The organism is Caenimonas sedimenti (genome assembly GCF_007833165.1).
GTDB classification, from domain to species: Bacteria; Pseudomonadota; Gammaproteobacteria; order Burkholderiales; family Burkholderiaceae_C; genus Ramlibacter; species Ramlibacter sedimenti.
In genome coordinates, this window is record NZ_VOBQ01000009.1 from 90259 (window position 1) to 109695 (window position 19437).

At 68.6% G+C, this 19437-nt stretch carries 18 protein-coding genes; 7 read left to right on the forward strand and 11 right to left on the reverse strand.

What is annotated here, in order from left to right; genetic code table 11:
• Positions 1-68 precede the first annotated feature (68 nt).
• A complete protein-coding gene (locus FN976_RS28860; RefSeq protein ID WP_186510855.1) occupies positions 69-212 on the forward strand; it encodes a hypothetical protein in 144 nt (47 codons plus the stop codon).
• A gap of 4 nt (positions 213-216) precedes the next feature.
• On the opposite strand, the gene FN976_RS11970 is transcribed toward FN976_RS28860, so the two are convergent.
• Positions 217-1131 carry a LysR family transcriptional regulator ArgP gene (locus FN976_RS11970; protein WP_145893265.1) on the reverse strand — a complete coding sequence of 305 codons (915 nt, stop codon included), beginning with the start codon at positions 1129-1131 and terminating at the stop codon, positions 217-219.
• A gap of 76 nt (positions 1132-1207) precedes the next feature.
• Between FN976_RS11970 and FN976_RS11975 the strand changes: the two genes are divergently transcribed.
• Positions 1208-2545 carry a D-amino acid dehydrogenase gene (locus tag FN976_RS11975; protein WP_145893266.1) on the forward strand — a complete coding sequence of 446 codons (1338 nt, stop codon included), beginning with the start codon at positions 1208-1210 and terminating at the stop codon, positions 2543-2545.
• Positions 2546-2591: 46 nt separating this feature from the next.
• On the opposite strand, the gene FN976_RS11980 is transcribed toward FN976_RS11975, so the two are convergent.
• The 7 genes from FN976_RS11980 to FN976_RS12010 all read right to left on the reverse strand — a co-directional run bounded on the left by FN976_RS11980 (position 2592) and on the right by FN976_RS12010 (position 12271).
• A complete protein-coding gene (locus FN976_RS11980) occupies positions 2592-4592 on the reverse strand; it encodes an FG-GAP repeat domain-containing protein (RefSeq protein ID WP_145893267.1) in 2001 nt (666 codons plus the stop codon).
• A 108-nt stretch (positions 4593-4700) separates the two neighbouring features.
• The gene (locus FN976_RS11985) at positions 4701-7037 is read right to left on the reverse strand and encodes a xanthine dehydrogenase family protein molybdopterin-binding subunit (protein ID WP_145893268.1); all 2337 of its coding nucleotides are present in this window, start codon (positions 7035-7037) and stop codon (positions 4701-4703) included.
• Between the two features lie 53 nt (positions 7038-7090).
• Positions 7091-7936: a M14 family zinc carboxypeptidase gene (locus FN976_RS11990; protein ID WP_255440378.1), complete on the reverse strand. Its 846-nt coding sequence runs from the start codon at positions 7934-7936 to the stop codon at positions 7091-7093.
• Positions 7936-9192: an acyl-CoA dehydrogenase family protein gene (locus tag FN976_RS11995; RefSeq protein ID WP_145893269.1), complete on the reverse strand. Its 1257-nt coding sequence runs from the start codon at positions 9190-9192 to the stop codon at positions 7936-7938. The genes FN976_RS11990 and FN976_RS11995 overlap by 1 nt, the downstream gene beginning before the upstream one ends.
• A 13-nt stretch (positions 9193-9205) precedes the next feature.
• Positions 9206-10447 (reverse strand): serine hydrolase domain-containing protein, encoded by a 1242-nt coding sequence (locus FN976_RS12000; protein WP_145893270.1) that lies wholly within the window; start codon positions 10445-10447, stop codon positions 9206-9208.
• Between the two features lies 1 nt (position 10448).
• On the reverse strand, positions 10449-11237 hold the full coding sequence (locus FN976_RS12005; RefSeq protein ID WP_145893271.1) for an alpha/beta fold hydrolase: 789 nt from the start codon (positions 11235-11237) through the stop codon (positions 10449-10451).
• The gene (locus FN976_RS12010) at positions 11234-12271 is read right to left on the reverse strand and encodes a 2,5-dihydroxypyridine 5,6-dioxygenase NicX family protein (RefSeq protein ID WP_145893404.1); all 1038 of its coding nucleotides are present in this window, start codon (positions 12269-12271) and stop codon (positions 11234-11236) included. The genes FN976_RS12005 and FN976_RS12010 overlap by 4 nt, the downstream gene beginning before the upstream one ends.
• A gap of 59 nt (positions 12272-12330) precedes the next feature.
• Here FN976_RS12010 and FN976_RS12015 point away from each other — a divergent pair, with 59 nt between their 5' ends.
• The 5 genes from FN976_RS12015 (at position 12331) to FN976_RS12035 (ending at position 15776) form a co-directional block, all read left to right on the forward strand.
• Entirely contained in the window at positions 12331-12840 is a 510-nt protein-coding gene (locus FN976_RS12015) for a flavin reductase family protein (RefSeq protein WP_145893406.1), read from the forward strand.
• The gene (locus FN976_RS12020) at positions 12837-13268 is read left to right on the forward strand and encodes a MarR family winged helix-turn-helix transcriptional regulator (RefSeq protein WP_255440344.1); all 432 of its coding nucleotides are present in this window, start codon (positions 12837-12839) and stop codon (positions 13266-13268) included. The genes FN976_RS12015 and FN976_RS12020 overlap by 4 nt, the downstream gene beginning before the upstream one ends.
• A gap of 75 nt (positions 13269-13343) precedes the next feature.
• Entirely contained in the window at positions 13344-13907 is a 564-nt protein-coding gene (locus FN976_RS12025; protein ID WP_145893272.1) for a hypothetical protein, read from the forward strand.
• On the forward strand, positions 13904-14845 hold the full coding sequence (locus FN976_RS12030; protein ID WP_145893273.1) for a S1C family serine protease: 942 nt from the start codon (positions 13904-13906) through the stop codon (positions 14843-14845). Before FN976_RS12025 ends, FN976_RS12030 begins: the two co-directional genes overlap by 4 nt.
• Positions 14846-14882: 37 nt before the next feature.
• Positions 14883-15776, forward strand: a complete 894-nt coding sequence (locus tag FN976_RS12035; RefSeq protein ID WP_145893274.1) for a DMT family transporter — start codon at positions 14883-14885, stop codon at positions 15774-15776.
• Here the strand turns inward: FN976_RS12035 and FN976_RS12040 are convergent.
• From FN976_RS12040 to FN976_RS12050, 3 genes are read right to left on the reverse strand one after another with little or no spacing between them, the layout of a single operon-like run.
• Entirely contained in the window at positions 15713-16813 is a 1101-nt protein-coding gene (locus tag FN976_RS12040; protein WP_145893275.1) for an aromatic ring-hydroxylating dioxygenase subunit alpha, read from the reverse strand. The genes FN976_RS12035 and FN976_RS12040 overlap by 64 nt on opposite strands.
• Complete coding sequence (locus FN976_RS12045; RefSeq protein ID WP_145893276.1) at positions 16804-17370, reverse strand: GNAT family N-acetyltransferase; 567 nt, start codon at positions 17368-17370, stop codon at positions 16804-16806. The genes FN976_RS12040 and FN976_RS12045 overlap by 10 nt, the downstream gene beginning before the upstream one ends.
• Complete coding sequence (locus tag FN976_RS12050; protein ID WP_145893277.1) at positions 17367-19385, reverse strand: acetoacetate--CoA ligase; 2019 nt, start codon at positions 19383-19385, stop codon at positions 17367-17369. The genes FN976_RS12045 and FN976_RS12050 overlap by 4 nt, the downstream gene beginning before the upstream one ends.
• Between the last annotated feature and the right edge of the window lie 52 nt (positions 19386-19437).

Sequence of the window (19437 nt, forward strand, 5' to 3'; positions counted from 1 at the left end):
CCGACGCTCCGCACCACGCGCGGCGACCCCACACTCCAGGGCTACAACAACCTGGAAAAGGGATCGCCATGAAACCGCTGTGGACGCAAACGCTGGCCTGGATTGCCGCTGCGTTGCTCGCCCTCGTGTTCGCACTGGCGGGCCCGGACGGTTTCACCAGCGTGGGCCCCCTCGAGATCGAGCTGCCGCACGGCGCCACCACCCCTCGCTGACCCCTCAGGCGGCCGACAAGGCCTCCTGCGCCGCTTGCGTGAGCGCGGCGCTCAACTGGTCCAGCACTTCCGACGCCAGGTTCCAGCAGTGCCAGTAGAGCTGGATCGGCAACGCCGCCTGTGGCGCGATGTTCACCAGCTGCCCCTGCTCGATCAGGCCGCGCGCCAGCAACTCGGGCACCACGCTCACGCCCCATCCCGCCAGCACGGCGCGCACCTGCCCTTCCGAGCTCGGCACGAACAGCTGGTTCAGCGACACGCGCTTCAGGCCGAAGGCCTTGCCGACGAATTCGGATTGCATGTCGTCCTTGCGGTTGAAGGCGACGAAGGGGAGGTCCCGGAAGTTGTGCTGCGTCAGCCCCTTCGGGCAATTCGCCTTCGCGTAATCCACCTGCGCGACGGCCACGTAGTCCATCGCGCCCAACGGCACCACCTTGCAGCCGCGCAACGCCTGCTTGACGGTGGTGACGCAGCCCAGCACCTGGCCTTCGCGCATCCATTCGTGGGTGAAGTCCTGGTCGTCCGTGATGATCTCCATCGGCAAGCCCTGCCGCGCCAGGTCATTCAACGCCGGCAACGCCCAGGTGGCGATGCTGTCGGCATTCACGGCGATCGAAACCCGCTCCTCTTCGCGCGCGCCACCGGCTGAGCTGGGCGCCAGTTCGCGCAGGTCGCGCTCCAGGTCGGCGCGCAGCAGGCGCATCTGTTTCGTATGCTTGAGCAGGAGGTAGCCGGCCGAGGTCGGCTTCAGCGGCCGGCTGCGCACGATCAGGACGGTGCCCACCTGGGCCTCCAGGGCGCGCAGCCGCTGGGACACGGCCGATTGCGTGATCGACAAGCGCTGGGCCGCCCGCTCGAACCCGCCTTCCTCCACGATGGCGGCCAGGCATTCCAGCGCGGCGGGGTCGAAGGTATTCATATAAGCAAGCCTGATGTTTTCACTGAGAGTTTAATTTTTCTTTTCAAAGAGGGCAAGCGGCGCCAAACTTCCGGGCATGAAGACTCTCGTACTCGGCGCCGGCATCATCGGCATCAGCACCGCGTGGCACCTGTTGGAGCGCGGCCACGACGTGATCGTGGTCGACCGCCAGCCGGAAGCGGCGCGCGAAACCAGCTTCGCCAATGCCGCCCAGATTTCGGTGAGCTACTGTGAGCCCTGGGCCAACAGGCACGCACCGGCCAAGCTCGTGAAGTGGATGTTCCGCAATGACGCGCCGCTGGTCTTCCGCCCACAGCTCGACTGGCAGCAATGGCGTTGGGGCCTGCAATTCCTGAGCCAGTGCAACGACGCCGCCTTCGAGCGCAACGTGCAACAGCTGGTGGCCCTGGGCGCCTACAGCCACGCCGCCCTGAAGGACGTGGTGCGCGCCACCGGCATCGACTACCAGCGCCTGGAGCGCGGCATCGCCCACTACTACACCGACCAGGCCTCCTTCGACGGCGCGGCGGAAGCGGCGCAGCTGATGCAGAAGTTCGGCGTCAACCGCAAGGTCGTGAGCAAGGAAGAGCTGCTGAAGATCGAGCCGGCCTTCGCCCGCTTCGACCGCATCGTCGGCGGCACCTACACCGCCAGCGACGAAAGCGGCGACGCCCGTGTCTTCACCCAGTCGCTGGCCGCCCGTTGCGCCGAGCGCGGCGTGCAGTTCCTCTATGGCCATGACATCGAACGGCTGGAACAAGCTGGTGGCCGCGTCGCCGCCGTGCGCATCCGCGACCGCGCCACGGGCCAGATGCAACGCCTGACGGCGGATGATGTGGTCGTGGCCTGCGGTTCCTACTCGGCGCCGCTGCTGCGCCAGGTCGGCATCGACCTGCCGATCTACCCCGGCAAGGGCTACAGCGCGACCTTCGCGATCAATCGCCCGGAACTCGCGCCCTCCGTCAGCACCATCGACGACGAGCTGAAGATCGCCATGAGCCGGCTTGGCAACGAGCTGCGCGTGGCCGGCACGATCGAACTGTCAGGCTACGACGCGACGCTGGACACCCCGTTGGCGCAAGCGCGCTGCCGGATGCTGGCCGAGCGGATCGAAACGGTGCTGCCGGGCGTCTGCGATACCCGCACCGAAGCGGAAGGCGGCAACCCGCGGTTCTGGACGGGCCTGCGGCCCGCGACGCCGACCAACATCCCGTTCATTGGCCGGACCAGGGTCGGCGGGCTGTGGGTGAACGCCGGCCACGGCACGCTGGGCTGGACCCACGGCGCGGGCTCGGGCAAGGCGATGGCCGAGCTGATCGATGGCCGCCGGCCGCGCATGGCGTTCAACTTCCACGGCTTTGAACCGCGGCGGGACTTCGGCGGGACTGAAGTGGAAATTTCCCTGCGCACCTGAGCGGCGGCGGGCGAAAAAAAGGGCGCCGCGGCGCCCTTTTTGCTTGTCACTGCCGCAGGAAATTGCCGTTGCCGTCGTTCAGCCAGCGCATGTCCCGGCGCGACCAGATCCCGCTGCTCTCGCCGATGCCGATGTCCGGCCGGTCGTCGCCGTTGACATCCGCGAGGCGCAGCCACGGAAACCAGGCACCGTTGTTCCCTTCCCAGCTCGAGGCATTCTTGATGATCCGGGCGAGCGACTGGTCGGCGTACTGCCGCGGTGCCGTTTCCTTGTGAACCTGGATCCAGTAGTTCTGCAAGTTGGTCCGCGGCGCCATCAGGATCACCTCGCGCTTGCCATCGCCGTCGATGTCTTCCGCCTTGAAGTCGTAGACCAGCGGGAAGTCGGGATTCAGCGCGAGCCGTGTCACCGAGCTGTCCGAGAATTGGGCCTTCCCGTTGCCCCAGTAGATGGAGGCACGGAGCTCTTCGCGGTTCAGCGTGCGGTTGAAGACACGGTCGCCCAGCAGCAGGTCGATGTTGCCGTCGCCATCCACGTCGATCAGCTCCGCCGCCCCCGAGTTTCCCGTGTCGGTGTTGCTGGCGGGGATGCCGGCGCGCGTGACCGTCATGTTCCCGTGGCCGTCATTGAGGAGCAGGTACGACGACTTGGGCGCACCCGGCCGCGACTGGAACGCCGCCCCGCAGGCGAAGAGGTCGATCGTGCCGTTGTTGTCGACGTCACCGGCGGCGGCGCAGTGGTGGTATTGGACGGGGCTGTTGGCGATGGCCTTCACCGCGAGCTTGCTGCCGGTGTTGAGCAGGAGCAGGTTGCCCGCGCCCGGGAACGGATCGTGGTCATAGCCGTGGTCTGCCACGTAGACGTCCGGGCGACCGTCGCCATTGAAGTCGGCCACGAGCATCTTGCGGGGGTGAATCGTGCCGGGGACCGCGCCGTCGAAAAAGGCTGCAGTGTCCAGCAGATACGTCCCATCACTGCGCAAGCGATAGACACGCATCGGCGTTGGCTCCGTCGTGCCCAGGCCCGGCGCGATCACCAGCTCGCTGATGCCGTCGCCGTCGAGGTCCACGAACGCGCGCGCGTCGTAGAAGTGGGCCGGGCCCATCACTGGATGCATGAGGTGGCCGATGTCGAGGTTCTCCGGCCGGTTCTGGTTGGCATAGGAGCTGCGGCCGTTGAGCGTCGCTTCTCGAGCCCGGCATTCGCCGCCGGTGGGCAGGGCCCCGAACGCGAAGCGGCGCACCGCGACGGCGGGAGCCCCTTCGTACTGGACAAAGCCACCGCAAGGATCACCGAAGCGCATCGTGAAACGCCCCTGTGCCACCGGCCCTGCCGCCGGCTTGTAGGGGCCGGTCAACGTCTGGCCGCCGGAGAACGCGTCGAAATTGGCGGTGAACACGCCGGACGCGATGTTGCCGGTGACGATGTTCCACGTCGGTGAGCCGTCGGGGTTGTAGTGGAACATCGTCAGCACCGAGGTCGTGCCCTGGGTGTCGATCGTGTAGCCGCGGCCGCTCTCCGCCGGATTCCAGTAGATGCCCGTCTCGGGCCGGTCCACGGGGGTGACGCCGCCCAGGCGGATGCGCGTCGCATCGATGCGCCGGCCGCCGGGCAGTTGCGCCCGGACCGTGCCGTTGCTCGCAAAGGCCAGTGTCGCTTCACCGACCGCCGTTGCCACCGGCGCGCGGTACGTCGGTGCGGCAACCGCCTGGCCGCCCTGCATGCGCTGCAGCGTGCCGCTGAAGCTGGCGCTTCCATCGCCGCTTTGCGTGAATGTCCCGGGTGCGGAATACCAGACCGGCTTGCCGCTGTCGTCGTACATGAAGAACGTGACGACGCCGATGTTGCCCTGGTGCTCGAAGAAGAAGCCGGTGCCACCTTCCGCGGCGTTCCAATAAGTGCCGGTGAGCGCGGGCGAACTGGAGGGGGTGGCTTTGAGGACGGCGCCGGCGGCCGGGCCCGGCGCGCCGGAACCTCCACACGACGCCAGCGCGACCGCGCCAAGACCAACGACAAGGCGCAGCGCGCGCGACAGGGACTGCTTCATACAACCGTACTTCTTTTTACAACGGTGGCATGCTACCCACGTCGGGCCGTGCCGCCAAGAAGACGGAAGTGTTTCCGTTGCAAATCCGCCGCGGTCGCGGCGCAGCCTTCAGGCTGCCGGCTGCTGCAGCATCTCCCACACGCGTGACGGCGTGAGCGGCATCTCCAGGCCCGGCGCCAGGTCCTTGCGGCCCGCGCGCGCCAGCGCGTCGGCCACCGCGTTCACCACGCTGGGCGTGGCGCCGATCGTGCCGAGCTCGCCAACCCCCTTGACGCCCAGCGGGTTGTTCCTGCACGGCACCGTCTGGTTCATCTCGGTGACGAAGTCGCCGGTGATGATGTCGGCCCGGGGCGCCGTGTAATCCATCAGGCTGCCGGTCACCGGCTGGCCGCTTTCGGCGTCGTAGACCATCTGCTCGCACAGCGCCTGCCCGATCCCTTGCACCGCGCCGCCGTCCAGTTGACCGCGCACGATCATCGGGTTGACCACACGGCCGACGTCGTTGGCGCTGGCATACCGCACGACCTGCGTCTCGCCGGTCGCGGGGTCGATCTCGACTTCGCTCACATGGCAGCCGTTCGGCCAGCTGGGGCCCGCGACGGTGTTGGTGTGCTCCAGGAAGATGCGGCGCTCCGGCTGCCGCGCGGCCACCTCGAACAGGTCGATGCCGAGGTCGGTACCGCGCACCTTGAAGCGCCCCGCCACGTAGTCCAGGTCGGCCGCGGACGCTTCCAGCGCCTGCCCGGCCAGCCCGCGCGCGGTTTCCAGCACCTTCTCGGCGCCGAGTTGCAAGGCCGAGCCGCCGGCGAAGATGGAACGCGAGCCGGCGCTGCCGAAGCCATCGCCGCGGTCGGTGTCGCCCAGCACCACTTTCACCTTGTCGATGGGCACGCCGAACACGTCCACCACGAGTTGCGCCAGGGTTGTTGCGATCCCCTGCCCCATCTGGTTCACCGCGGAGAAGACCTCGATGATGCCGTCTGCCCGCACTTCCACCGTGACGCGCTCCGACAGCGCCATGCCGCCGGTCCATTCGAGAAAGGTGGCGATGCCCAGGCCGCGCAGCTTGCCGGCCGCCTTGCTCTGCGCGGCACGCGCTTCGAAGCCTGACCAGTCCGCGAGCGCGAGGCCCTCGTCCATGATCTTCTCGAACTCGCCGACGTCGTAGGTCTGCCCCATGGGGTTGGTGTAGGGCATCTGTTCAGGCCGGATGAAGTTGCGGCGGCGCAGTTCGATGCGGTCGATGCCGGTCTGGCGCGCCGCCTCGTCCATCAGCCGCTCCATGATGAAGATCGCCTCGGGCCGGCCGGCGCCGCGGTAGGCACCGATGGGCGCGGTGTTCGTCATCACGCCTTTCAGATGGAAGTCGATCACCGGCACGTGGTACACGCTGGTCTGCACCCAGGGCCCGATCATCAGCGGGATGGCCAGGCCGGTGCCGGTCGCGTAGGCGCCGGTGTTGGCGAGCGTATCCAGCCGCAGGGCGAGGATGCGGCCCCCGGCGTCCAGCGCCAGCTCGGCGCGCGCCAGCTGGTCGCGGCCATGCGTGGTGGAGAGGAACTCCTCGCTGCGCTCCCCCGACCATTTGACCGGCCGCTTGAGCGTCCAGGCGCACCAGGCGAGCGCGATGTCCTCGGGATAGATGCCCGTCTTCATGCCGAAGCCGCCGCCGACGTCACCCACCGTGACGCGCAGCTGCTCTTTCGGCAAGCCCAGCGCGCCGCTCAGCGAATCGCGGACGCCCGACGGCATCTGCGTGCTCATGCGCAAGGTCAACCGGCCCTCTTCCGACACCCAGGCCAGCACGGCCCGCGGCTCGATCGAGAGCGGGCTCACCCGCTGGTTGCGCACGCGCAGCCGCACCACGTGCGCCGCCTGCGCGAAGGCGGCTTCGGCCCTGGCGGCATCGCCGTGACGCATCTCGGCGGCGATGTTGTCCGGGGCCGTGTCGCAAATGGCAGCGGCCGCGGGCCCGACGGCCTGTTCCAGGTCGACCACATGCGGCAATTCTTCGTAGTCGACGAAGATCGCTTCGGCGGCATCGCGCGCCTGCTGCAGCGTCGCGGCCACCACCAGCGCCACGGCTTCTCCCGCGAACCGCGCGCGTTCGTGCGCCAGCGCGCGGCGCGGCGCGGTGACACCCGGCGCCCGGCCGGCGCGGGTGAACGCGGGATTGCCCGGCAGCGCCTTGACCCCAGCCTCGACGAGCTGAGCGCCCGTGACGATCTTCACCACGCCGGGCATCGCCCCGGCCGCCGCCGTGTCGATCGCGACGATGCGCGCGTGCGGGTACGGCGAGCGCAGGAACACCGCCTTCAGTTCGCCGGCCGGGGCCAGGTCATCCGTGTACTGGCCCTGGCCCTTCAGCAGGCCCTCGTCCTCGATGCGGCGGACCGACTGGCCGCTGCCGAAACGTTGCGCGATGTCCGTGGTTGGCGTGTTCATGGTGGCGAAGTCTCGCCGATTTCGCCGCTGCCTGCACCCCGGCGGCCAGGCTTCTAGCGGGCGCCCTGCGCGTCGCTGCCCAGCCGCGCGGCCATCCAGCGGTGCAGGTCCAGCCACATCTGGCGCATTTCGGCGTCCAGCGGCGTGCGGGTGGCGTTCGGCAGCTCGATGGTGACGACCGGCACGCCCTTGTGGACGCCGCCGTAGTTGCCCAGGGAGCCCGGGAAGATGCCCACCTGGTCGAGGTAGAGCCGGCCGAGCTTGGACGGCGGCACCGAAGGCCCATCGAAATCGAGCACGCCGTACGGCGCGTGGATTGCCACGATCAGGTGCGGCTTGAAGCGCTGGATCTGGTCGTGCAGGAAGCGCGACTCCGGCTCCGACAACGGCTTGGGGCCGGGCCAGCGGCGGGGGTCCTTGCGGGTGCGCTGTTCCCAGTAGACGGTGGCGTCGCGCTCCCAGTTGGGCGTGGGGAAGTTGCGGTTCAGGTCCACCCCCGTGGCGTTGGTGCGGCGCGGCGGCCGCGCCAGGGCGCCATCGGGATTGAGCACCGGCACGAAGCGCCAGTGCACGGGCTGGGGAGTCTGCAGGGGTTCCTTCGCCGCGAACTGGATCCAGTGCAGCGCCAGCGAAGCCGACGAGAGCTCGTCGCCGTGGATGGCCCCCGTGACCAGCACCCGCACCTTGGCCTGCGGTGCGGCGATGTCCCGCGCGAACAGCGGCACGCCCCGCACGGAACGGGTGCCGCTGTCGCGCAGCTGCGCTCCTTCGCACAAGGCGGCGGTCACGTTGGGCAGATTGCCCAGGAAGTGCTGGCACGGGCCCAGCGGCGTCGGCAGCCGCGGCTCGGCGGCCACACCGCAAGCCGCCGCGGCCGCCAGCAGCATCCAGCAGCGCATCACTCGTCTTTCTCCCCGGCTTCGTACAGGGTTTCACGGCCCATGCGGTCCAGCACCAGTTCGGCCGTCCAGGGCAGCATCAGCGAGCCGCAGCGGCTGTCGCGGTAGAGGCGCTCCAGCGGCAGGTGCTTCATCATGCTCTGGCCGCCGCAGGTGCGGATCGCCAGCCGCGCGATGTCGTTGGCGCCTTCCATCACGGTGTAGTGGGCGGCATAGAGCCGCATCTTTTCGTCCTTGGAAGGATTCGGCCGCGCCTCCAGGATGGCGCGCAGGAAGATGCTGCGCAGTTGCTCGAGCTGCATGCGCATCTGGGCCACGGCGATCTGCTTCGTCGGGTACATGCGGCGCTTCACCGGCGGCTCGCCCGGTACTTCCCCGCGCAGGTAGCGCACGGTGAAATCGTAGGCCGCGTTCGCGATGCCGAGGTAGGTCGGTGCGAGCGTGAAGAACATGGCGGGCCAGGTCTGCGCGCCCTTGAAGTACACGCCGCGCGGCATGAGCTGCTCGTTGTCGCTGACGAAGACGTCCTTGAAGGTGAGGTTGCGGCTGACCGTCCCACGCATGCCCAGCGGATTCCAGTCGCCGCTGATGGCGAAGCCTTCGCTCTTCGCCGGCACGGCGAGGTAGAGCGTGTCGCGGGCATCGGGGTGCTCGTCGCCCTTGTCTTCGGTGCAGAGGATGCCGTAGTAGTCGGCCGCGCCGGACAGCGAGGCGAAGATCTTGCGGCCGTTGACGCGCCAGCCGCCTTCGACCTTGCGCGCCGTGGTCCCGAAGGGCGCGCGCCCCGCGGCGGCGGCGCTGCCTTCGGAGAACGGCTGGGCATAGATGGCGCCGTCTTTCACGACGCGGGCGAAATGCAACTCGCGCCGGCGTGCATGCTCGGCGCGCTGCGCGTCGGTCATCGCGATGCCGTCGGCCAGCATGCCGGTCCACATCGTCGAGCAGATGTGCATGTTGTACGTGAGCGCGGTGGCGCCGCAGAAGCGGCCGATTTCCGCGGCGACCATCATGTACGTCGCGTAATCGGCACCGAGCCCGCCGTGCGAAGCCGGCACGCACAGGCCCAGGAAGCCGGCGGCCCGCAGGTCCTCGTAGTTCGCGAACGGGAAGCTCGCCTCCTCGTCCCACTGCGCCGCCCGCGCGGCGAACTTCTCTTCGCCCAGGCGATGCGCGGTGGTGAGCAGGCTCGCCTGCGCCGGGGTGAAAGCATGGTCGCCCACGGCGGGAGTGAAGGCGAGCGGGGTGGGCGTAGGCATGTTGGTTGTCCGTTCAGCTTCCATCGACGCTGCCGCCGAGCGACTGCAGCACGCCGCGCCAGAGCGCGTGGCGCTCCTGGCCCGGCAGGGGATCCTGATAGCCACTGGCTTGCCGCCAGACCGAGGTGACAACCATCACGATGCCGGTTGCCGGCTGCACATAAACGGCCTGGCCGTGGATGCCTTGCAAAGCGAACGTCCGCTCCCGGTACGGCAACAGCCAGAACTGGTAGCCGTAGCCCAAGCCTGGTGTGGCGCGCCCGGGACGGAACGCAGGCGGCTGCCGGGAGATGTCGGTGGCCTCCAGCAGGTAGCCGCGCGGGACGATCTCGCGGTCACCGGCCTTGCCGTCGCGCGCCAGCAGCAGGCCCAGCCGGCCCCAATCGCGCAGCGAAGCATTGAAGCTGCCCTGGGCGCCTTCCTGGCCGTCGCGGCCGAGACGCCAGAAGGCCTCGTGCTCGGCACCCATCGGCTGCCAGAGCCATTCGGTGGTGAGCTGCGCCAGCGTGCGTCCCGTCGCACCCGCGAGGACGCGCCCCAGGACATCCGTCTCGGCGCCGGCGTAGCGGAACACCGTTCCCGGCGGGCTGTGCCGGTCGGTGATGGTGCGCAACACCTCCAGCGTGCCACCCGGCGCGGTGGCGAACGCCGCGGACAGCCGAGCCCGGTCGTCCCCCGGCTCGTAGCGTTCGGTGAAGGTCAGCCCGGACGACATCCGCAGCAGGTGCCGGATCGGCACGTCGCCATACGCGATGCCCGCGAGGGCCGGCGCGTAGCGGACGGCGGGGTCGTCGAGGGAGGCGATCAGGCCCTGCTGGTGCGCAATGCCCACCAGCAGCGAGGTGACGCTCTTGGCCATCGACATCGAGAGGAAGCGCGCTTCCGGCGTCCTGCCATAGCCGTAGTGCTCGGCGACGACCTGTCCGTCCTTCAGGACCAGCAAGCCCGTGGTGCGCTGCCGGGCCAGGTAGTCGGCGAGGCCGTACTCGATGTTGCGGAAGCGATAGCGGATGGGCGGCGGATGGGCGAAGGGCGGCAGCGAAAGGGGCGCTGCCGAAGCGGCCACGCGCCGGACCACGACGCCTGGCACGCGATCGAGCGCTGACCAGGATCCCACCCGGTAGGGTTCACGGTAGAAGGTCGTCGCGGTGCCGAGGGGATAGCCTTGCGCCTGACCGAGCGCCGTCGCATCGGGGTCTGCCTGCGCGGGACCGCATAGCAGGACGGCCCAGGCGAGGAGGGTCGATGCGCGCATGCTAGTGCAGCAAGGCTTTCGGCAGCGCCAGGAAGTTGAGCAGCAGGCCGTCGAACTCCTCGGGGGCTTCCAGGTTCTGCAGGTGGCCGACGCCCTTCATTTCCAGGAAGCTGCTGTGCGTGATGGCATCCGCCATCTTCTTCATCACGGCCGGCGGGGCATTGCGGTCGTGCTCACCCGCCACCAGCAATGTGGGCACGCGGATCTGCGGCAGGTTGGCGCGGCGGTCGAACGTCACGATGCACTCCAGCGCCCGCCGGTAGGTCGCCGCGGGGACGAGCCCCATGCAGTGCGTGGCGAGCCGCACCCCCTCGGGCAGCGAGCCCGGGCCCACCATCTGCGGCACCAGCACTTCGGCCAGCTCCGCCATGCTCTTGCCGGCGTCCAGCGGCGCGGTGCGCTGGCGGATGAATTCCTGCTGCCAATCGCCGTCCGGCTTGCCGAACGATGGCGAGGTGCCGCACAGGACCAGCTTGTTGACCAGCTGGGGACGGCGCGCCGCGACCTCCTGCGCCACCATGCCGCCCATGCTGTGGCCGACCAGCGTGACGTCGTCGCACTTCAGGCCTTCGATCAGGGCGATGCAACTCTCCGCCAGGCCCTTGAAGGTATAGGGCTCGATCGGCGCGCTGTGCCCGTAGCCAGGCATGTCCCAGGCCACCGCGCGATACCCCGCGGAGGCCAGCGTCTCGACCTGCGGGGCGAACGAGAGGTGGCCCCCGCCGATGCCGTGCAGCATCAACACCGTGGGGCCACCGCCCAGCACCGTGAAGGCAGGCACGGTCATCATGCGACGAGGACTCCCGCATCCACGACGGTGGCGCCGTCGAGCCGCACGGTGCAGCCGCGCAACGGCAGGTCGAAGTGGCCCAGGGTGTGGCGGCCGGCGACTTCGTTGGCCCCGGTGCTGTAGAGGAAGTTGCCCGCGAATGCCCGCAGCTCCGTCCCGTTGAAGTCACGCTTGTCGTACAGCGCCATGCTGTCCCAGCGCGCGCGTGCGTTGAGCCCGTAGCCGACGTGGCTGACGGCGTAGGCCTCGCGGTCACCCCAGGCGGCGATGTAGCTGCGCATCAACTCGGCATCGGTGCCCGCGCCTTCGATGCGGGTGACGTAGTCGTTCTCGACGCGCAACGTGATCGGACGTTCCAGGTAGCGCTTGAAGGTGAGGTTGACGTCGCCCTCGGCCAGCACCAGCGTGCCATTGACGCTGCCGGCGGCCGGGAACGCGAGCGCCAGGCCGCCGGGCCAATGGCTCATGGTCCCTGGGCGCGCGGTGTAGCCCCAGTTGCCACCGCAGATGGCGCCCGCCAAGCCGATGCGCAGGTCGGTGCCGGCAGCCGAAGTCACATGCATTTCGTGCGCGGCGCGCAGCCGCTTGATGTGGTCCTTCACCAGCGGCTCGAGCGCGTCGTCAGGCACCAGCCGCGCCAGCGCCTCGGGATGCTCGTTGCTCACGTACAGGACACGGGCGCCACCCTTCAGGATGGCGGGGAGTTCCGGCGCATGCATGAGGCCTTCCACGGTGCAATCCAGCACCAGCGTGCTGGCGGCCAATGCGCTGACGACGGGTTGCAGCTGGCGCAGCACCGGCGACGCGCCCGTGCTGCGGGCCACCGGGAGATCGGGACTGAAGGCACTGGGCAGCACCAGGCTGAAGACCTGCGCCCCGAGGCGCGCCGCGGCCAGTCGGGAGAGTTCCAGCAGGGCCGGGCGACTCTGGCTTTCACCCAGGACGCAGACGGTGTCACCGGCGCGCACCGCGCAGCGCCGCAGGACGGATTCGAAGGCGTCCAGCCACGCGGGCTCGATGGTTTCCTGCAGCATGCGTTTGCGGTCACGGAAGTTCGGAACCATAATACATGAAAATTCATGCAATCCGCCTCATGAGCCCGCCGCGCCAAGCCCAGCCGCCCAGCTTCTCCTCGCAGGAGTTCCGCAGCGCGCTGGGCATGTTCGCCACGGGTGTGACCATCGTCACCGCGCGCTCGGCCGACGGCCAGCTGATCGGCCTCACGGCCAACTCGTTCAACTCGGTGTCGCTGGGGCCGCCCCTGGTGCTGTGGAGCCTGGCGCGCGCGGCCGCTTCGCTCTCGGTGTTCGCCGCCGGCTCGCACTACGCAATCAACGTGCTGGCCTCCGACCAGAAGGCCGAGGCGGAACGGTTCGCCTCCAAGGGCGCGGACCGCTGGAGCGGCGTCGAGTTCGACGAGGGCGTGGGCGGCGCGCCACTGCTGCGCGGCACGGCTGCCGTCTTCGAATGCTTCAACCGCAGCCGTTACGAGGAAGGCGACCATGTCATCTTCGTCGGCGAGGTCGAGCGGTGCCGCTGGCGCGAGGGCGCCTCACCGTTGTTGTTTCATGGCGGCCGCTACTACACGGAGCTGCCATTGTGAGCACGCCGCGCTTCGTCGACGGCTACCTGGGATACCTGCTGGGACAGGCGAACCACGCCGTGTACAAGGATTTCGACGCGCAGGTTCGCGCCGCGGGCCTGAGCTCCATTGAATGGCGAGTGCTTGCGACATTGCACGACAGCGACCCGCAAACGGTGAGCCAGCTGGCGGAAGAAGTCCTGTCCAAGCAGCCGACGGTCACGAAGCTCGTGCAGCGGATGGCCGGCCACGGGTGGGTGGAGTTGCTGGCCGACCCGGTGGACCAGCGGCGCACGCTCGTCGGCATCACAGCCACCGGCCGGCGCCTGGTACGCCCGCTCATCGATAAAGCGCGTATTCATGAGGAGTCCGTGCTGCGGGCCCTGGGCGCGTCCGAGCAGAACGCGCTCAAACGGCTGCTGGCAAAGCTGGCGTCGGCCTCCCCTTAGCCGCCTGTGGCGCGGCCGCGACAAGGCGCGCCATTCTGGCCGGGCGCCCCGGCCCCAGCGCGACCATAATTTCGCATGGTCCTCCGCTTCGTGCCGCCGGTCCTCGCCCTGGTGCTGACCGCCGGTTGCGTTACGGTTCCCCCGGCCCCGAACTACACGCCGCCTACGGGTGGCCCCAGCGCACGCCTGTTGGTCCGCACCCTTCACCCGGGCCAGGGCACCGTGAGCATTTCCACGTTCGAGCAACCCGTCGCCTGCTCGCGACGCCAACTGCTCGAGCGGACCACCGCGGCGGAGCCGGCGCGCAGCGAGTTCACGCTGCGGGCCAATCGCCTGCAAAGCCTGAGCTTCGTCTACATGCGCAATGACCGGCGCGCCTGCGAGGTGATTGTCTCGTTCCAGCCCAAAGCCAATGGCCGTTACCTGATGCGCAACCGCGCCGGTGGCGATGGATGCTCCGTGGAGCTGATCGATGCAACCAACCCGGACCAGCCGGCGGATGAGCCGAGCACCCTCCGTCGCGAGCGGGTGGGCTTGGCCGCCACCGACAACGCCTGCCGACCGCTGACGTCGGTCACCCCGGCGCGCTCCCGCACGGACGGGCTGCCTGAAGTGTTCCGCGAGATCTTTTCGCCATGAAGTTCCGCATCCCCATCGCCTTGCTGGCCGCCGTGGCCGCCGCGCTGTTGCCTGCAGCGCAGGCGCAGACACTGACGCCGGAGGCCCTCTACCGGCTGCTCGGGCCCAGCGTCTTTCTCGTGCGCGCCTACGATACCGACGACCTGGCCAGCGGCACCGGCAGTGCCGTGGTAATTGCCCCTGAGACCCTGTTGACCAACTGCCACGTGGTCCGTGGCGCCAAGCGCTTCGTCGTCCGCAAGGACAACGTGCAATACGACGCACGCCTGCAGCACGCCGACACCGCCCGCGACCTGTGCCAGATCCACGCCCGCAATTTGCACGCGCCGGCCGTGGAACTGGGCGACAGTGACCAGGTGGTTGTGGGGCAGAAGGTCTACGCCCTCGGCAATCCGCAGCGGCTCGAACTCACGCTCAGCGACGGGCTGGTGTCGGCCTTGCGCCGTGACGCCGACCGGCGCAACCTGGTGCTGATTCAAACCTCGGCACCGATCTCCCAGGGTTCCAGCGGCGGCGGCCTGTTCGATGCAGCCGGGCGCCTCATCGGCATCACCACCTTGATCCAGCGTGAAGGCCAGAACCTGAACTTCGCGATCCCCATCAACTGGCAGCGCGACCTGGCGGCGCGCAGCGCGGCTCAGCCAGCCGCGTCGTCCTCCATTGCTGCTGCCTCGCCGCCCCAGCTGACAGACGTCGACGCGGTCCCGGTTCACGCCAAGTGCAAGGAGGAATACCGCAAGTTCCTTGCTTATCCCCAGCCTCGTGCATTCGCCGTGGCCGACCGGGGGCGATGCGCGTGGCAAGGGGGCCGGCCGTCCCACCCCCACCTTTCCAGTTCGCCCGATCCGTCGGTGCGCGCCATGGAACTCTGCGTCCACTGGCATGGTGCGGGCTGCACGCTGTACGCCGTCGACTCCGCGATCGTGTTCAAGCGCTAGTGTCCTGTCCCGCCGGGGCTGCCGCTAGCATCGCCACATGCCCGACCGAAAAGAACATCTCGATCCCCTCGCCATCACCTTGCTTCTCTTCTGCTGCCTGTTCTGGGGCCTCCAGCAGATCCTGATCAAGACCACCGTCGATGAAGTGCCGCCGCTCTGGCAGGCGGCGCTGCGCTTCGCCGGTGCCACGGCGTTGCTGTGGCTGTGGTGCGTCTGGCGCAAGGTCGATCTCTTCACGCGCGACGGCACGCTGCGGCCCGGCCTGCTGGCGGGTGTGCTCTTCGCCGCGGAGTTCTCGTGCATCTACCTGGGATTGCGCGACACGACGGCGTCGCGCCTCACCGTGTTCCTCTACACATCGCCCTTCGTGGTCGCGCTGCTGCTGCCGCGCATCGTCCCCGCGGAACGCCTGCGGCCGATTCAATGGGTCGGCTTGTTCATCGCCTTCGCCGCCGTGGCCGTGGCTTTCAGCGAAGGCTTCACCGGCGAGACGACGGCGCGCCAATTGCGCGGCGACGCGCTGGCGCTGGCGGCCGGCACGCTGTGGGGCCTGACGACGCTGGTGATCCGCGCTTCTTCCATGGCGAAGGCGAGCGCCGAGAAGACCCTGTTCTACCAGGTCGCGGTCACTGCACTGGTGGCGCCGCTGCTGTCGCTGGGTCTGGGTGAGAAGTGGTCGTTCTCGTACTCCGGCTACGCCTGGTTCTCGCTGGGGCTGCAAACCGTCGTCGGCGCCTTCGCCAGCTACCTCGCCTGGATGTGGCTGTTGCGGCACTACCCCGCGACGAAGATGTCGTCCTTCACCTTCCTCACGCCGATGTTCGCGCTGGTCTTCGGCGTTGCGCTTCTGAAGGAGCCCCTGACGACTCAGCTCGTGCTGGCGCTCTGCGGCGTGGCGATCGGGATCGTCCTTGTCAACCGCAAGGCCTGATCGGCCTGCTCTTTCGCGATCAGGCCGTCCAGCACCCGCCGGAAATGCGCCAGCGGCGCGTCCGCGATCACCGCCAGCAGCTTGAACTCGGGGTCCTCGTCCATCGCGCGCTGCTGCGCCTCGATGATGTGCTTGTCTTCGAGGAAGCCCTCGATCAGGCTGGCATGCAGCGAGCGCGAGATGTTGGCGTCGTCGCCTTCGTAGTCGTTCAGGTAGATCCAGAAATGGTGCGTGGTGCGCTCCGTTTCCGGCGTCATGAACTGGCAGTTGCGGTACTGCCGGGCCCCGGACAGGTTGCCTTTTTCGGCGCCGGTCCCGGCCGGCGAGAACAGCGTGTCCAGGAAGAAGGTCCCCGGGATGTGCATGTGCCCGATGTTGCGCCGGTCCACGTGCTGCGTGCGCTCGGCCACCGGGATCACCTTGCGGTGGAACGGCGGCGGCGGCGCGTTCATGTGCCAGCGCTCCACCCGGAACCCGCGCTCCAGCCGCTCCATGTTCAGCGGCTTGGTGACGTACGCGTACTCCTCGGATCCGCCCAGTGTCTTGGTGTGCACGAAGGCCAGGTGCGCGAAGTCGCTCAGGTTGTCGACGATCAGCAGGTAGTTGGCGTCGTAGTGCAGGTAGCCGGGGATGCCCTTCCATTGCGGATCGCGCAGGTAGGGGAAGTCGATGATGTCGTCCGGGTCCGCCAGTTCGGGCTCGCCCATCCAGATCCACACCAGGTGGTCGCGCTCCACCACCGGGTAGCTGCGCACGCCCAGCTTGGCAGGGATGTTGTCCTGGCCCGGGATCTGGATGCACTTGCCGGTGGGGTCGAACTTGAGGCCGTGGTACATGCAGCGCACGCAGTCACCCTCTCTCCTTCCCAACGACAGGGGTGCCCCGCGGTGGCAGCAACGATCCTTCAAGGCGACGATGCGCCCGCTGTCGCCCTTGTAGAGCAGCACGCGTTCGTCCAGCAGCGTGCGCGGCAGCAGCTTGCCGTCGATCAGTTCGTGGTCCCAGGCGGCCACGTACCAGCAGTTCTTCAGGAACATCCCGCACTCCTTGCAACCGCGGGCCGGTCGATGCGATAGATGACGTGCCGCGGGCTGTCCTGCGGATTGTCCGGCGCCAGGTCACCGCTCGCCACAAGCAGATACCCGCATTTCTCCAGCGCGCGCCAGGACGCGACATTTTCCTCATGCACCGGAACCACGACAGCGTTGGCCGCCGGGCGATCGCGCCAGAGCAAGTCAGTGAAGGCGTGCAGCATCGCTGTCCCCAGGCCACGGCCTGTGTCACGTGGCGAACCGATCAGGTAGTCGATGCTCCAGGCGCTGGCGGGCATGGACAGCAGCGGCCGCACGTCTTCCAGGTACTGGGGGTAGGCGGTCCATGCGAGGCGCTGCGCCAAGCCGGTGGGCACGCCGTCGAGCAGAGCGATGAACACGTCCGCGGGCTCGGTGCCGTCGATGCAGCCGCCGTAGTCCGCTTCGATGCCCGCCAGCGACACGTCGTCGGCCCACCAGCGCGCCACATGCGGCTCTTGCAGCCATCGCGACAGCAACGGAAAGTCGGCACGCTGCAGCGGGCGGAACGTCCACCCGTTCACGGTCCCGCGGCCGCCGCCCGCTCGCGGGCGAATGCGACGTACCAGTCCAGGCAGCCCGGATTCGCCATGGCGTCCTGGTTCACGACTTTCTCCAGCGGCTGGCCGAGCAGCAGCTTCTTGATCGGCAGCTCCTGCTTCTTTCCGGACAGCGTGCGCGGGATCTCCGCCACCTGCAGGATGGCGTTGGGCGTGAAGCGCGGGCTGAGCGCCGTGCGAATGGCGCCGTTGATGCGCTCGCGCATCGCGTCGTCCAGCATCACGCCGGGCCGCAGCACCACGAACAGCGGCATGTAGCTCTCGCGCCCCAGGAATTCGAGGTCGACCACCATCGAGTCCAGCACCTCGGGCAAGGCCTCGACCGCGCTGTACAACTCGCTCGTGCCCATGCGCAGGCCGTGCCGGTTGATGGTGGCGTCGCTGCGGCCGTAGATGATGCAGCCGCCGTGCGGGCGGATCTTCAGCCAGTCGCCATGGCGCCAGACGCCGGGGTACATGTCGAAATAGCTGGAGAGGTAGCGCTTGTTGCCTTGATCGCCCCAGAAGTACAGCGGCATGGATGGCAGGGGGCGGGTGCAGACCAGTTCGCCCACCTCGTCGATCACGGGTTGGCCCTGCTCGTTCCACGCTTCCACGGCGCAGCCGAGCAGGCGGCACTGCATTTCGCCCGGCACCAGCGGCAGCTCGCGGTTGCCGCCGATGAAGGCGCCCGCGAAGTCGGTGCCGCCGGACATGTTGCACCACCAGATGGCGGGGACACCCAGCGCTTCGAACTGCTGCGTGCCCCAGCGCTGCGCCTCCTCGGACAGCGGGGAGCCGGTGGTGCCGAGCGCACGGACCCGCTCGAGCCCCACGATCCGGGTGAGATCGACGTCCGCTTTCATGCAATTGGCGAAGAAGGCGGCGCCGGCGCCAAAGAAGGTCACCTTCGTTTCCGCCGCGAAGCGCCAGAGCACCGTCCAGTCCGGCTTCTCCTTGCTGCCGCCGGGGTTGCCGTCGTAAATGCAGCAAGTGGCGCCGAGCAGGAGGCCCGCCACCTGGCAGTTCCACATCACCCAGCCGGTGGAGCTGTACCAGTGGAAGCGCTCGCCCCAGCTGTTGGGCTCGTAGCTGGCGCCGATGTCGTTGTGCAGCCCCATCAGAGCCAGGGCGACGATCACGGTGCCGCCATGCCCATGGACGATCGGCTTCGGCAAGCCGGTGGTCCCGCTCGAGTAGACGATCCACAGCGGATGGTCGAACGGCAGCCACGGCGGTTCGAAGGCGGCGACCTCCTCGTCATCACGCGACGTCGCCGCGGTGAACCCGGTGCAGGGCTGCAACGTTGCCAACGCATCGCCGCTGCGGCCGAGATTCAGGTGGACGATCACGTGGCGCACCGTCGGCAGCGCGTTACGCAATTCCATGACGACCGCCGTGCGGTCGAAGTCACGCCCGCCATAGCTGACGCCATCGCAGGCAATCAGGATTTTCGGTTCGATCTGCTTGAAGCGGTCCAGCACCGCGGCCGTGCCCATGTCGGGCGCGCACAGGCTCCAGATGCCGCCGATGCTCGCGACGGCGAGAAAGGCGACCATCGCCTCCGGGATGTTGGGCAGGTACGCCGCCACCCGGTCACCGGGCTGCAGTCCCTGCGCTTGCAGGTGCAGCGCCAGCGCGGCGACCTGGCGGCGCAGTTCGGGCCAGCTGATCTCGCGCGCTTCGCCCTTCTCGTTGCGGCTGACGATGGCGGGGAAGCCGGCGGCATGCGCGGCATCGGCATGCCGGAACACCTGGCGGGTGTAGTTGACCTGCGCCCCCTCGAACCAGCGGGCGCCCGGCATGGAGGCGTCCACCAGCGCCGCGCGATGCGGCGTCGGCGACTCCAGGGCGAAATGGTCCCAGATGCTCTGCCAGAACGCGTCCAGGTCGCGCACGGACCAGGCCCAGAGCGCGGCGTAGCCGGTGAACGTGAGCCCGCGCTGCTCGCGCAGCCAGTCCTGGTACTGGCGGATCCTCGGGGTGTACGCTGGGGCCATGGGCCGCAAGCCTAGCGCAGCGGCGCTGCCGCCGCCACGCCGCGAACCCCAG